Raw genomic sequence first — 14,386 nt, forward strand, 5'->3', positions numbered from 1 at the left:
TGACCTTGCTGACCTTGCTGGTCTTGGTCTTTTTGACCTTTGGACTCAGAATCGCCTTGCTGTTGCTGTTGCTGTTGCTGTTGCTGTTGCTTCTGAGCTTGTTCGACAATCTCTAGGTTCTTCTTCGCATAAGCATGTTCAGGGTTGCTTTCGAGAATGCGTTGATACTCTTTTATCGCTTGGTCGTACTTACCTTGCTTTGCTTGTGCATTGGCGAGGTTGTAGCGAGCATCTTCGCCGGAAAGGCTTTGTAGCGTCTGTTCGGCCGCTTCGAAATCACCGGCTTTGTATTGCGCAATGCCTTTCCATTCTTGCTGTTCGAACTGTTCTGCGGCTTGTTGAAAGTCCTCATCTTGATATAACTGATAACCCACCTGATCATCGGTTTTCCAAGGATTCGCAAACGCAGTATTCGGCTGGCTGAACGATACAAGCACAGCTAACCCGCACCAAATAACACCTTTTCGAAATAGCCCAAGTGCAGGAAGTAACAGAAACGGCAATAACCAGAAACCGCTGTTCACTCTGGTGTTGAGTGAGTTATTGGTTTTAGTCACTTCTGATGTTGTGGCAACTCGGTCGAGGTAACTTGCGATGTGTTCAACGTCTGAGTTATCCAATTGCAATTCAGTGAATGTGCCGCCATAGCTGTGTGCAAGCTCGCGCATGTTCTGTAAGTTGGTTTTTGCCACCACGGTTTGTCCTGAGGCGGTTTGCAGCATCGAACCTGTAGGTAACGAGATCGGCGCACCGCTTTCTGTCCCTACTGCTAGAATCGACAATGTCCAATCGTTGCCTGAGAGTAGGGAATCAATCTCTTTCTTCTCTTGAGCATCAATATCATCAGCAATCAATACTAGATCGCCTTGGTAGATATGAGCGCGAGTCATCATCTCAATCGCGAGCTTAACTGCCGATGCTGCATTGCCGCCTTGGAAGGGCATAATATCTGGTGATAGGTTGGGTACGAGGTTCTTGATGGTGTTGATGTCTGACGTTAGCGGACTGATGGTGTAAGCATCTCCGGCGTATGCCACCATTCCTGTTAGGCCTTCTTTCCATAACGAAAGCAGATCCAGAGCCTTGTATCGCGCTTGAGTCAGGCGATTTGGTTTTATATCGGTAGCATATAGAGACATCGACATGTCCATCATTACAACTCGCGCCTGCGTTTTTTCAAAGCTCGGTTGTTCATTTTTTTCAAAGCTTGGTCCAGCCAACGCGATGACACCGATCAACCACCAAACACCGAAATAAGTGCTGCGGTTTTTCGAGGGTTTACTCGATTCAGGAGCCAGATAACGGGCGATGTGTGACGCCAATAGCCCTTGCTTGGATTGTCTCTTGCTAAGCCACCAAATCGCGGGCAACGCGCCAAGCGCCAAGAACCAATATGGGTAGATAAAAGTAAAGTTAGACATTGTTTCTCCTAATGGCTAACAGCATAAATGCGAAGAACATTGCCGCCGACAGTGGCCAGACAAACCACTCTTGTTGTGGTCGCCAGATCTTTGTGGCGTTCGTCACGGGTTCTAACTGGTTGATGGTGTCGTAAATCGTTGCCAGCTCTTTGCTGTCACGCGCACGGAAGTACTGACCGCCAGTGCGTTTGGCAATTTCCATTAGGGTGCGCTCATCCAAGTCTTGAGCAGTATTGACCTTACGAGTCATGAAGAACTCTTTGACCATCATTTCACCCGCACCGACACCCACGGTGTAAATCGTCGCGTTGTACTTTTTAGCAATATCGGCAGCTTCAAGTGGATCTAATACGCCTGCGGTATTGCTGCCGTCACTAAGTAGAATCATTACACGCTGAGGGGCATCGCTATCGACAAAGGTTTTGGTGGCAAGGCCGATACCATCACCGATCGCAGTTTGAGTACCGATAAGCTTTAACACAGCCTGATTGAGTTGTTGTGAAAGAGTGTCTCTGTCTAACGTCAGTGGCGTCTGCAAGTAGGCATGATCAGCAAATAGCACCAATCCGACTCGGTCGCCTTTGCGCTCTTCTATAAACTCACTCAATACATGTTTTACTGCTGATAAGCGGTCGATGTATTCGCCATTGAACTGCATGTCTTCTTGGCTCATCGAGCCGGAGAGGTCGACAACTAACATCAAGTCTCGGTGTTTGGGCTGAAACTCAACCGGTTCGCCGTACCAAACGGGACGTGCCATTGCCGTCACCAATAAAAGCCAGATAACGGCTGACAAGGTTTTTGGTAAGCGAGTGCTCGGTGTCTTGGTATTGCCGTCCTCGGGTAGAAAGGGAAGCCTTATGGCACTGCTTGATTCTGACCTTGGCGAGAACAAGTAAACGAGAAGCGGTAGTGGCGCGAGGAAAAACATCCACCACCAAACGAACTCGATGTTTAGTAAGCTCGCGTTTAAAAAGTTAGTCATAGCGACCTCGCTTTGGAGGAAGGGCTTTGCGAAGCCAGGTTTCGCAGTCATTAACCAATTGCTGTTGAGCCTTTTTCTGTTCGTCGCTCATTAAGGCTGCATCTTGATAGAGCGCTTGTTGCCATTGCGATTGTTTTGCGGCGAACAACGGTTTTGCCAATTGCGCATCTAAGAACGCCAACCAATTATCACCAGTTAGACCTGCCACTTTGTCGCGTGGGAAGTAACTCAATGCAGCTTGACGAAGGATGTCTTGAGCTTCGCTCGCAGACAAGGCATTTGAAGGCTGATTATTACGAAAGCAAGCAAGTGCTTCGTTCTTCGCGTATTGGTTCTTTTGTCGGCGTTTTATAATGAAAAATACTATGGCGATCAGAGCAATGGCAGTGATAATCAATGCCCACCAACCCCACGCCAAAGGCCACCATGTTGGTGCGTCAGGCGCAATAACCGGACTTAAATCTAAGAGTTGCTTCATGACTGAACTCCCGATATCTGGCTCATCAGTGGCTGTGCACTCGACAGTGAGCTATAGGGTATCGCGAGAGATAACCCCATCTGTTGTAGCTGTTGCTGCTTGGCCGAGAAGGCATGGTTAAGCTTTGCCTTCTCTTTATTAGAGGAGAAGTTGAACCACTGTGTTTTACCGCCATCAGTGACTTGTTTCGAGCCTTTATAGGTCGTTTGACCTTGCTCTAGCGGGTCGTAAAAATGCACCAGACGTACTCTGTTGTGTCTGCGAATTTGACTAATAAGTGAGTAATCACTTTCTTGGTAACGCACAAAGTCACTGAGCATAATAATATCGCTCCCTTTCGGGCAAAGTTGGTGTAGAGATTTCAGTCCATGCTCTAAGGTCGTGTCACTATGATTGTTGTGTTCAATCAGCGCTGCGTTATTGATTTCTATGACTTTTTGTAAAATACGCAGCGGAGCATGGTTGCTAGCACTGGGTTTAATCTCAATGATCTCTTGGCCAGTATCTATTACTGCACCAATACGGTCTTTTTGAGCGACGGTTAACCAGCACAGTTGGCTGGCAAAGTGTGCGAGTTGAACCGATTTAAGCAACAAGGTTGAGCCGAAAATCATGCTGCTTGATAGGTCCAAGAACAAAATCACAGGCTGTTCTCTTTCTTCAGAAAACAGTTTGGTATGCGCCTTTCCGGTTCTCGCCGTGACGCGCCAATCAATGCTGCGGATATCGTCGCCCGCCTGATATTGACGAACCTCAGAGAAATTCATCCCGCGACCTTTACGATTACTCTCGTGCTGGCCGTTAAGTTGCGACCAAAGGCTCTTCGCTGGAGGCAACCAGCGAACAGACTGCGCTTTGTATTGCAGCAGTTCGTCTAAATTTAACGTGACACCGTCACTATGGTTGGGTAATTGATTATTCATGCGCGTATTCCTATGCGCTACCAACCAACGAGATAAGGTGTGCGATCACTTGGTTTGCAGTGACCCCTTCGGCTTGTGCGTGGTAGCTACGAAGTAGGCGGTGACGCAGTACAGGGAATGCCATCGCTTGAACGTCTTGTGGTGTGACATAGTCGCGGCCAGCAAGCCAAGCGTGTGCACGAGCGCAGCGGTCTAGGGCAATCGTTGCACGTGGGCTAACCCCCATATCTAGCCATTGATTAAGTTGGTCGCTGTACTGCTTAGGTTGGCGAGTCGCCATTACCAGTCTGATGATGTACTGCTCAATGGTATCTGCCATGTGAATATTGAGTACTTCTTGGCGTGCTTCAAAGATCGTTTGCTGAGATATCTCTTGTGGCTGAACCGATTCGTTGCCTTGAGCTTCTCCGCGGTTGAGTCGAAGGATCTCAAGTTCACTTTCCATATCTGGATATTCAACTTCTAGATGAAGTAAGAAACGGTCTAACTGGGCTTCTGGCAGTGGGTAAGTGCCTTCTTGCTCAATCGGGTTTTGTGTTGCCATTACTAAAAACAGATCCGGTAGCGCATAGGTTTTTCGACCTGCAGTGACTTGTTTTTCAGCCATCGCTTCCAGCATTGCCGCTTGTACTTTCGCCGGAGCACGGTTGATCTCATCCGCTAGAATAAGCGAGTTAAAAATCGGGCCAGATTGGAAAGTGAACTCTCCGGTCTCTGGTCGGAAGATATCGGTACCCGTTAAGTCTGCAGGCAGTAGGTCAGGCGTAAATTGAATGCGGTGGAAGTCTCCCTCGACACAGTCAGCCAGTGACTTTACTGCTCGGGTTTTTGCTAGCCCGGGAGGCCCTTCAACTAGGATGTGACCATCAGCCAAAAGGGCGATCATCAGCTGCTTAACGAGCTCTTTTTGACCAATGATTTGAGACTCTAGATAGTTTTGAAGGACTTCGAAATTTGTTTTGTGCATTTTTGGACTCTCTGGGTATCCATTCGATTTTTATTTTGAGTATTTGTCACTGATTACTAGGAAAAAGTTCCAGTACGTTTGCGGAATTTATTTTTTCAAAATTGGAATTATTTACAAGTGGTTAAAGAGAAAAACCACCAAACAATAGTTTGTACCATACCAATCGTTTTTTATATATCAAAGCTTCAGGTCTGTCGTTAGGCGAGTTTCGTGGAACCTAATTGTTTCCTCTAAAGAATAAATAGTTTTGTCGTTTCACCGTGCTTGCAAGTTTTTGCGAAATACCTCTCTAGTTTGATGGCGTCTAGCCGATACATGGTTGAGAGAGTGCATTGCTGGTTTCAGTGCACCCCAAAAAAGCCTGTTCCGGGCATATAAATAACGAGCGATTCTTTTTAAAGGTCCAAATATGTTGAAAACTAACTCTCTGAGTATTAAACAAAAAGTGGTACTTGGAATTACCTTCGCGGTTCTTGCATCTACGGTGATTGTCGGTGCGATGGCACAAAAGCAAGCAAGAGATGTTTTGAGTCATCGATTAGTCGATATTGAGCTTCCGGGAATGTTAGAGCGAATCAACGGTGAAATTGACCGTGAAGTCTCTCAGTTATTGTTAGCTGCAGAACAAATTGCTTCGAATGAATTTATTTCTGACGCTATCGAATCGACCGATCGCGATGCTGAGTTAGAGGCAAAGTTGGTAAAACAACTGAACAATGTTCGTAATCAATATCAGCTAAATGATGCCTCAGTAGCGAACCGTCAAACGGCCTACTACTGGAACCAAGATGGCTTCTTGCGTCAACTCAATCAACAGCAGGATGGTTGGTTCTTTGGCTTTACGCAATCTGGTCAAAAAACAATGGTTAGTATGTTCCAAGAAGCGACAGGTGAAGTGAAAATGTTCGCGAACTACCAACAGCCTTCTGGTTTAGCGATGTCTGGCTTATCGAAATCGATGGGTGACATGGTAAGTCTACTTAATAGTTTTAAGATCGAAGATACCGGTTTTGTCTTCTTAACGAATAGCCAAGGTGATGTGCAAATTCACCGCGAACGCTCGCTCAGTGACTCATCACTTCAACAACTTTACGGTCCTCAATCTAGTCAGTTGTTAAGCAAGTCAGGGTTTAATTTGATTACAACCGAGCACCAAGGACAAGAACTGTTTGTCGCGAGTTTGTATGTGCCGTCAATGGATTGGTTCGTTGTTGGTGAAGTACCTACGAGCGAAGTTTTTGCTGAGCTTGATGCAACGGCTAAACAGATGCTGATCATGACCGCTGTTGTAGCGTTAATCTTTATTCTGATGGGCGTAGTGCTAGCAAACAGTATCACTCAACCGATTAAGCTTCTGGCTAAGCGATTCGGTGACCTTGGCGAAGGTGACGGTGACCTTGCTCAACGTATCGAAGTGAAAGGCAATGATGAAATTGCACAGCTTTCAGCGGGTTTTAACGGGTTTATTGAAAAGATTCACGAGTCGATGAAAGAGGTTTTCTCTACAAGCCAAGCCCTTCAAGTCGCCGCTGAGAGTGTTTCTAATAAAGCACACATCACTCACGACAATAGCCAAGAACAACGCGATCAAACGCTTCAAGTAGTCGCTGCTATTAACGAAATGGGTATGACAATCAGTGAGATTGCATCGAATGCGGCAACCGCAGCGGAAACGGCAACACAGGCTTCAGGTAATACTGAAGTAGGCCGATCTGTGGTAAATAAAGCAAAAGACGCGATCAGTCGTTTAGCGCAGGACATCGAAAGTACAGGTCAAGTGGTAGAGCAGCTAGCTTCAACGACTCAAGATATTGGCTCTATTTTGGGTGTAATTCGTGACATCTCTGAACAAACCAACCTACTTGCTCTGAACGCTGCTATTGAAGCTGCGCGTGCAGGTGAACAAGGTCGTGGTTTTGCAGTTGTGGCTGATGAGGTGCGTAACCTAGCAAGCCGTACTGCAGATTCTACGGAAGAGATTCAGAAGATGATCAACCAACTGCAAAGTGATGCTAAAGATGCCGTAACGGCTATGAGTGCAGGTAAAGTGATTACACTTGAAGGTGTATCTGCGTCGGACGAAGCGGTGGACGTACTGGGTGGTATTTCAGACCGTATCGTTGATATCACTGACCGTAACACTCAAGTGGCAACGGCAACGGAAGAGCAATCAACCGTAGTTCACACCATCAACCAGAATATTGAAGAAATCAACGCGATTAACGAAGTGACGACTGGAACCGCTGAGCAGCTAGCTGAAGCGAGCCAAGAGCTTCAACAGCTTTCTTCTCGCCTAGATAAGATGGTTGGCTCGTTTAAGCTTTAATAGCGAATAAACTTGCAGCACTTACATTGGAGCCGGATTCATTATACGTGAATCCGGTTTTTTTACGTCTGACATCGTCATCAAGGTCGCAGCTTTGCATTTAAGCTGACGTTCACTTGATCTGGTTTCGGGCTTTGCACCTAATCGCCCTAGCATCATAGAGCGTAAATGAGTAAAATCTCGCTAGGTTTAATATTTAGGTAAGTATCATGAGCGATTTTGAAAAAGAACTAGAGCAGATGACTCAAGAGATGGGCGATGAGCCTGAAGTGAAACTTCCATCACTTGAAGAGCAAAAAGCGATCGTTGCTGAATTTAAGCGATTAGAAGCGGAAGGCAAACTAACACCTGAAGTGTTAGAACAGCATTTTGGCCAGTTCAATAAAACAAGTGATACGCCAATTCACTAAGTTATTTACTACGATTGGTATTAAAGTTGAGCAAGCCTGTATCTTTATTGTTTAGATAGGATGGCTTTTAGCTCAAACAGATAAAGGTCTAGCATTCGCTAGGCCTTTTTTGTTTTTATACTGAACAGACAACAGACAACAGACAACAGACAACAGACAACAGACAACAGACAACAGACAAAGCGCGATCTATTTTATGAAAGTAAAACTCGTTGTCAGAAAATGAGAAATCCCCCTTACAAGGTAAGAGGGATTCGGTATGGCCAAGTTTCACCATTTAAATGCAGGCTTTAGATCAGTACTAAAGGATTTAAATCCTAAGCACCATCGGTACCGTATTCTTTATACAAGCGGCGGCATGCTTTGCCATTGCTGTGGAATAGGTGACAACGGTGCGCCGGAATACCGATCGACAGTTTGTCACCTGGTTCAATCGTTAGTGTGTCTGGTTGACGGTAGATTACGTCTGCATCGGCACTTTCAAGGTTTAGATAAACTTGAGTTTCGTTACCTAGCTTCTCAACGATCATCACGTCGCCTTCAATGGTTGCATCGCCAGTTTCAGCAGACAACAAATGCTCAGGACGAACACCCAATGACATACGGTCGCCAACATTCACGGTCGTACCATCAACCGGGATCCAGAAAGTCATGCCGTTTGAAAGTTGTACCAATACGCGTTCTGCTTCAACTTGTTCGATGTGAACCGACATAAAGTTCATTTTTGGTGAGCCAATAAAGCCAGCAACGAAACGGTTTTGAGGATAGTGGTAAAGATCAAGAGGTTTACCCACTTGAGAAACAAAACCACCATCAAGTACAACGATTTTATCCGCCATTGTCATCGCTTCAACTTGGTCGTGTGTTACATAAATCATGGTACAGCCCAGTTGACGCTGTAGCTTAGTGATTTGTGAACGCATTTGAACACGCAGTGCTGCATCTAGGTTCGACAGAGGCTCATCAAGTAGGAATACGTTTGGTTGAGAAACCAGAGTACGACCGATAGCAACACGTTGACGTTGACCGCCAGACAATGCTTTAGGTTGGCGCTCAAGAAGGTGACCAAGCTGAAGGATTTCTGCAGCATGTTCTACACGCTTGTCAATTTCAGCTTTATCGGCGTTTGCCAGTTTAAGACCAAAAGACATGTTGTCGTAAAGATTTAGGTGAGGGTAGAGCGCGTAAGATTGGAATACCATACCCACACCACGTTTTGATGGCTCAACATCGTTCATGCGTTGGTCACCAATGTACAAATCACCAGACGTAATATCTTCTAGACCCGCGATACAGCGCAATAGCGTCGATTTACCACAACCTGATGGTCCAACGAATACTACGAATTCACCTTCGTTGATGTCTAAGGTTACGTCCTTAGAAATCTGTACATCACCATATGATTTATAAACGTTTTTTAACGTGACACTCGCCATCTAGCTAGTCCTCGATCGATCAAATTTTAAGTTTTACTGCTTATCATTATAAGGAATTTTTGGGTCAGCAGTAACTGTAGGAATTGGTAAGTATTGAGTGAGTAAGAAAAAAGTGGGTGGGGCTTGGCTTTTCAATCAAGCCCACCCGTCATAGCCAAACTCGTGCCTAATTCCCCCACGCCGAGCTAAATCTCCCCCGTGATTCAATCACAGATTTAGCTCGATGCTAATTAAGACACCAGCGAGCAGTGAAGCCAGTTAAATGAAGAATGCGTCAACGCATACATCCACTGGTAAAGGGTTCTTACTATCCACTCTTGGATGAATGCAGTTTCGGTGAATTCGCGTAATGGTACATCCTCCTAATAGAAAATTAACGAGGGGGAGTAGGAGGGGAGGAGTAGATAAAGGGGGTGATCTATAATTGGCGATCCAGTTCAAATAAATCCACCGTGTAACGGTGATGTGGATCACGATGAGTATCTACTTTGTGACTTCGCTCGCCAATCTTACCGGATGACGATCACGAAATTAGGCCATAATAGCGAGGGCGTAGTGGCTAGGATGATGAGCTGTCATTGATTTTCTCAGATCATAGCCTCCGAAAACTGGCTCGTCTTAATTGAATGCGCCCTACGTATAAATATAAAAAGGATATTGACATGAAAAACGCTCTAAGCGCTGTAGCTCTAGGCACAATCGTTGCTCTGGGTTCTTTTGGTGCAAACGCTGCTATCGAAGAAGGTCAACTAACTATTTGGGTTGGTGGCGACAAAGCTTATGAAGGAATGGCTGAAGTAGGTAAACGCTTTGAAGAAGATACTGGTGTCAAAGTAACCGTCGCTTTCCCTGACAAACTAGAAGAGAAATTCTCTCAGGTTGCAGCAGCTGGCGATGGCCCAGATATGATTTTCTACGCACACGACCGTTTTGGTGGTTTTGCAGAAGCGGGTCTTCTTGTTGATATCAAACCTTCTAAGGAAACGAAAGAAGGTATCGTAGACTTCGCATGGGATGCTGTTTCTTACGAAGGTAAAACAATCGCTTACCCAGTCGCAGTTGAGTCAGTTTCTCTTATCTACAACAAAGCACTTGTTCCTAACCCACCTAAGTCTTGGGAAGAGATCCCTGCACTTAACGCTAAGCTTCAAAAAGATGGCAAGAAAGCAATCATGTGGCCTCTACGTGGTGGCGCTTACTTCACATGGCCTCTACTTGCAGCTGACGGCGGTTACGCGTTCAAGCAAACAGCGGAAGGTTACGACATTAAAGATGCAGGCGTAGCGACTGACGGTGTTCAGAAGTCTCTAGGTTTCATTGAGAAGATGGTAAAGGACAAAGTTATTTCTGCGGATATGGATTACTCAGTTGCTGAGTCTGAATTCGTAGCAGGTAACGTTGCAATGACAATTAACGGTCCTTGGGGCTGGGCAAACATCGAGAAAGCTGGCGTAGATTACGGCGTAGCAACATTGCCTAAGTTCAACGGTAAAGCGTCTAAGCCATTCGTTGGTGTATGGGCTGGTGGTATCAGCACCGCTTCTCCAAACCGTGATCTAGCCGTTGAGTTTATGGAAAACTACCTACTTACTGATGAAGGTATGAAGAGCTTAAACGACGACAAGCCACTAGGTGCTGTTGCTCTTAACTCTTTCCAGCGTCAACTAGACAGCGACACTCGTATTGCAGCAACAATGGATAACGCGATGAACGGCGAAATCATGCCTAACATCCCTCAGTTCACAACATTCTGGTACAGCATGGAAGAAGCTATTGGCAACGTAGTTGATAGCCGTCAATCAGTAGAGCAAGCACTAAAAGGTGCTGAAGCTCGAATGACTAAGTAACAACCAAGCACTACCTTTTAAGGAGGGGGCAACCTCTCCTTACTTTTCTATTTTTATATCTCGTTAGCAGGTTCCTCTATGCAGTCAGTTCAAGGTTCAGATGCGATCCCGGCACCATCAAGCCTTCCAGGCAGTAAAAGCGTCTTCATCAAATGGGGGTTGCTTGGTAGTGTTGGCTTAATTAATGGCTACGCTACAATTTTAATGTATTCTCGCGGTGAGCTCGCATTTGCGCTGCTTACTGTGATTTTAACGGCTTTGGCTCTTTACATTTTTGGTAGTAAGAAAACTTACGCCCACCGTTATATTTACCCAGGTATTGCCGGAATGATCTTATTCATTCTTTTCCCACTGGCATACACCGTAGGGCTTGCGTTTACTAACTACAGCGCAAAAAACCAGCTCTCTCTAGAGCGTACTCAAACCGTTCTTTTAGACCGTTCATTCCAAAGCGGTGAAAGCTACCCATTCACTTTGTACAAAACAGATAATGGTCACCAGATCGTTGTGAAAGATGGCGACCAGCTGTTAGCAACGGATGTATTTTCTCTGGAAGGCATGACATCAACAGAGATGGACCTATCTGTAATTGACTCTGTACAAGGTGAAAAAGAGAAGATCAAAGCGATCATCCAAAATCGCTCTGTGATCAGTGGTGTCGATTTCCATCTACCAAATGGTGATGACATCCGTATGAGTGGCTTGCGTAAATTTGCTGCTGTTGCACCGCTTTATACCCTTCAAGATGACGGGGAAACGCTATACAACAATGAATCTGGCGAGACCTTGAAACCAAACATGGAAGTGGGTTTCTACCAACCGGTCGACGAGAAAGGTGAGTTTATCGGTAACACCATTTCTCCAGGATTTGTTGTTGACATTGGTACGGCTAACTTTGAACGTGTTTGGAAAGATGACGGCATTAAAGAACCGTTTATCAGTATCTTTGTTTGGACGGTTGTATTCTCCATTTGTACCGTTGCATTCACACTTGCAATTGGTTTGGTTCTGGCAAACGTTGTGCAGTGGGAAGAGCTGAAAGGCCGTGCTGTGTACCGTGTCTTACTAATTTTGCCTTACGCCGTACCTGCGTTTATTTCGATTCTTATCTTTAAGGGCTTATTCAACCAGAGCTTTGGTGAGATCAACATGGTACTTGAGAGTATCTTTGGTTTAAGCCCGAATTGGTTCTCTGACCCGATCTTAGCGAAAACCATGGTGTTGATTGTTAATACTTGGCTAGGCTTCCCTTACATGATGATTCTATGTATGGGTCTACTAAAAGCGATTCCTGAAGATTTGTACGAAGCGTCAGCCATCGATGGTGCTAACTTCCTTGATAACTTTAAGCGAATCACTTTTCCATTGATGATTAAGCCGTTAACACCGCTATTGATTGCAGCGTTTGCCTTTAACTTCAATAACTTTGTCATGATTCAACTATTGACGAACGGTGGCCCGAACATGATTGGCACTTCTGAGCCAGCGGGTTACACAGACTTGCTTGTAAGCTACACGTACCGAATTGCATTCGAGGGCGGCGGCGGTCAAGACTTTGGTCTAGCAAGTGCAATCGCAACGCTTATCTTCCTATTGGTTGGTGCACTAGCGTTACTAAACCTTCGTTTCACTAAACTGTCTCAAGATTAAGGAGCACGACAATGGCTATGGTACAAGGTAAAGGCCTTAAATACCGAGTGTGGGCAACGCATATTGCGCTGTGGTGCTTCTTAGCGCTAATTATCTTCCCATTATTGATGATTATTGCGATTTCGTTCCGTGAAGGTAACTTCGCAACCGGTAGCTTGATCCCAGAAAACCCGTCTTTGGAACACTGGAAGCTGGCTCTGGGTATGTCAGTGACTAACGCTGATGGCTCAGTAACGCCACCTCCGTTCCCAGTACTTACTTGGTTATGGAACTCAATAAAAGTAGCGGGTATTACGTCAATTCTTATTGTTACACTGTCGACAACATCGGCTTACGCATTTGCTCGTATGCGCTTTAAAGGTAAAGAAACTATCCTGAAAGCGATGATGATTTTTCAAATGTTCCCTGCGGTATTGGCTCTAGTGGCTATCTATGCACTGTTCGACAAATTAGGGCAATACATCCCATTCTTAGGCTTGAATACGCATGGCGGTCTGATCTTCTCGTACTTGGGCGGTATTGCATTGCACGTTTGGACGATTAAGGGCTACTTTGAGACGATTGATAACTCTTTGGAAGAAGCAGCAGCATTAGATGGCGCAACACCTTGGCAAGCGTTCAGATTGGTTCTATTACCACTGTCAGTACCAATCCTAGCGGTTGTATTCATTTTATCTTTCATTGGTGTTGTTGGTGAGGTACCAGTTGCTTCAATCCTACTATCGGACGTGAACTCTTACACGCTAGCGGTAGGTATGCAGCAGTACCTATATCCTCAGAACTACTTATGGGGCGACTTTGCGGCAGCAGCGGTACTTTCCGCACTTCCAATCACTATCGTGTTCTTACTGGCTCAACGTTGGTTAGTTGGCGGTTTGACGTCGGGTGGTGTAAAAGGATAAGCTGTCCTTATAAGAAAGAAAAAAGAGCGATCGTTAGGTCGCTCTATATTGGCATTTTTATTACATCATTTGGTTTGGCCGCCGATCAGTAATAAAAATAACCCTCAGGTTACGCATAGCTGGCTACTAATCAGGTTCCTTACGCTATTAATGATTAGTGGTTTTTTGTAACTCTAACCCAGGTACTTACTTGGGTTTTTTTATGCCCGCTACTTTTATCTCTATCTCAATTTCTATCTTTATCTCTATCTCTATCTCTATCTCTATCTCAGCCTTTTTGGTTTCTTTCAGTCATTAAATACTGAAGCACCTCTTTTCCTGGATTTTCTGGTTTCATCTCTCTAATTGAAGACATCAACGAGTCTCACAAATCAGACTCTCAGTATAGGGGGCCACAGCTCTATTGATATATGAGTAATATTTCCATGCGTGATACTTCAATAATTTGGATGCAACGGATTGGTCGATTACACAGAAAGTGCCTATAAAGGCAGACTCGTGTTAATGTTTTGTGGTGGGTATTCTCGGTAGTTATTGATTTGGTGGTAAATATTTCCAAAATAGAAGAAGAAAAGGAAGAGGTGATGTGAGACTAGAACTCTTTGCTAGAAGGTGCGCAACCTAAATGCTGAAGTAAAACATAGATGCTGTCTTGATAAAGAGCTACGCGACGAAACAGATCCGCAAACGTCTGATCACCGCCAAAACAAGCTTGGATATAGTGGTTAATTTCATTAGTGTCGTAGCCTTCGACGTACAAACTTCTAACCCATTGATACTCAACTGCCTTCAAGTTCGTCAGTGTAGATTCGCAAAGGGTGGGAAATGTCGTGCTCAAAAGTGGCTCCAAGAAATTTAAATACATCCATTATGATTGACGGTATTTAAACAGAGCAAAATGACGACTTTATTACAGTCAAAATAAATCCGTGAACAAGTATCGGATCATTTTAACTTTTGACTGGGTATCACGCTCTTATCGTCTGTATTGGGTGTGCAGCGGATTTGGCTGTGTAGAGCACGAAGGTGTCAAATAGATCA

General features: G+C 45.0%; 12 protein-coding genes. 5 read left to right on the forward strand and 7 right to left on the reverse strand.

Annotated features, from left to right (window positions below; all coding sequences use genetic code 11):
* From AB4407_RS01415 to AB4407_RS01435, 5 genes are all read right to left on the reverse strand, one after another.
* On the reverse strand, window positions 1-1,421 hold a 1,421-nt coding region (locus AB4407_RS01415; RefSeq protein ID WP_372117876.1), incomplete at its 3' end, for a VWA domain-containing protein.
* A complete protein-coding gene (locus tag AB4407_RS01420) occupies window positions 1,414-2,406 on the reverse strand; it encodes a VWA domain-containing protein (protein WP_372117878.1) in 993 nt (330 codons plus the stop codon). The genes AB4407_RS01415 and AB4407_RS01420, both read right to left, overlap by 8 nt.
* A complete protein-coding gene (locus tag AB4407_RS01425) occupies window positions 2,399-2,884 on the reverse strand; it encodes a DUF4381 domain-containing protein (protein WP_372117881.1) in 486 nt (161 codons plus the stop codon). Before AB4407_RS01425 ends, AB4407_RS01420 begins: the two co-directional genes overlap by 8 nt.
* On the reverse strand, window positions 2,881-3,807 hold the full coding sequence (locus tag AB4407_RS01430; RefSeq protein ID WP_372117884.1) for a DUF58 domain-containing protein: 927 nt from the start codon (window positions 3,805-3,807) through the stop codon (window positions 2,881-2,883). The genes AB4407_RS01425 and AB4407_RS01430 overlap by 4 nt, the downstream gene beginning before the upstream one ends.
* A gap of 10 nt (window positions 3,808-3,817) precedes the next feature.
* Window positions 3,818-4,774 (reverse strand): AAA family ATPase, encoded by a 957-nt coding sequence (locus tag AB4407_RS01435; protein WP_372117887.1) that lies wholly within the window; start codon window positions 4,772-4,774, stop codon window positions 3,818-3,820.
* A gap of 409 nt (window positions 4,775-5,183) precedes the next feature.
* On the opposite strand from AB4407_RS01435, the gene AB4407_RS01440 reads away from it, so the two are divergent.
* Window positions 5,184-7,100 carry a methyl-accepting chemotaxis protein gene (locus AB4407_RS01440; protein ID WP_372117890.1) on the forward strand — a complete coding sequence of 639 codons (1,917 nt, stop codon included), beginning with the start codon at window positions 5,184-5,186 and terminating at the stop codon, window positions 7,098-7,100.
* A gap of 209 nt (window positions 7,101-7,309) precedes the next feature.
* The gene (locus tag AB4407_RS01445) at window positions 7,310-7,510 is read left to right on the forward strand and encodes a chromosome segregation ATPase (RefSeq protein ID WP_009845810.1); all 201 of its coding nucleotides are present in this window, start codon (window positions 7,310-7,312) and stop codon (window positions 7,508-7,510) included.
* A gap of 317 nt (window positions 7,511-7,827) precedes the next feature.
* Here AB4407_RS01445 and malK read toward each other — a convergent pair whose 3' ends face one another.
* Window positions 7,828-8,946 carry a maltose/maltodextrin ABC transporter ATP-binding protein MalK gene (malK, locus tag AB4407_RS01450; protein ID WP_372117892.1) on the reverse strand — a complete coding sequence of 373 codons (1,119 nt, stop codon included), beginning with the start codon at window positions 8,944-8,946 and terminating at the stop codon, window positions 7,828-7,830.
* Window positions 8,947-9,608: 662 nt separating this feature from the next.
* Here malK and malE point away from each other — a divergent pair.
* The 3 genes from malE (at window position 9,609) to malG (ending at window position 13,345) form a co-directional block, all read left to right on the forward strand.
* Complete coding sequence (gene malE / locus AB4407_RS01455) at window positions 9,609-10,793, forward strand: maltose/maltodextrin ABC transporter substrate-binding protein MalE (protein WP_017096230.1); 1,185 nt, start codon at window positions 9,609-9,611, stop codon at window positions 10,791-10,793.
* Between the two features lie 78 nt (window positions 10,794-10,871).
* Window positions 10,872-12,443, forward strand: a complete 1,572-nt coding sequence (gene malF / locus AB4407_RS01460) for a maltose ABC transporter permease MalF (protein WP_372117895.1) — start codon at window positions 10,872-10,874, stop codon at window positions 12,441-12,443.
* 11 nt (window positions 12,444-12,454) lie between these two features.
* The gene (malG, locus tag AB4407_RS01465; protein WP_372117898.1) at window positions 12,455-13,345 is read left to right on the forward strand and encodes a maltose ABC transporter permease MalG; all 891 of its coding nucleotides are present in this window, start codon (window positions 12,455-12,457) and stop codon (window positions 13,343-13,345) included.
* A 592-nt stretch (window positions 13,346-13,937) separates the two neighbouring features.
* Here the strand turns inward: malG and AB4407_RS01470 are convergent.
* Window positions 13,938-14,210, reverse strand: coding sequence for a hypothetical protein (locus tag AB4407_RS01470; RefSeq protein WP_012600205.1), 273 nt, complete (start codon window positions 14,208-14,210; stop codon window positions 13,938-13,940).
* Window positions 14,211-14,386 lie beyond the last annotated feature (176 nt).

This window comes from Vibrio sp. 10N.261.46.E11, assembly GCF_041472735.1.
Lineage (GTDB): Bacteria > Pseudomonadota > Gammaproteobacteria > Enterobacterales > Vibrionaceae > Vibrio.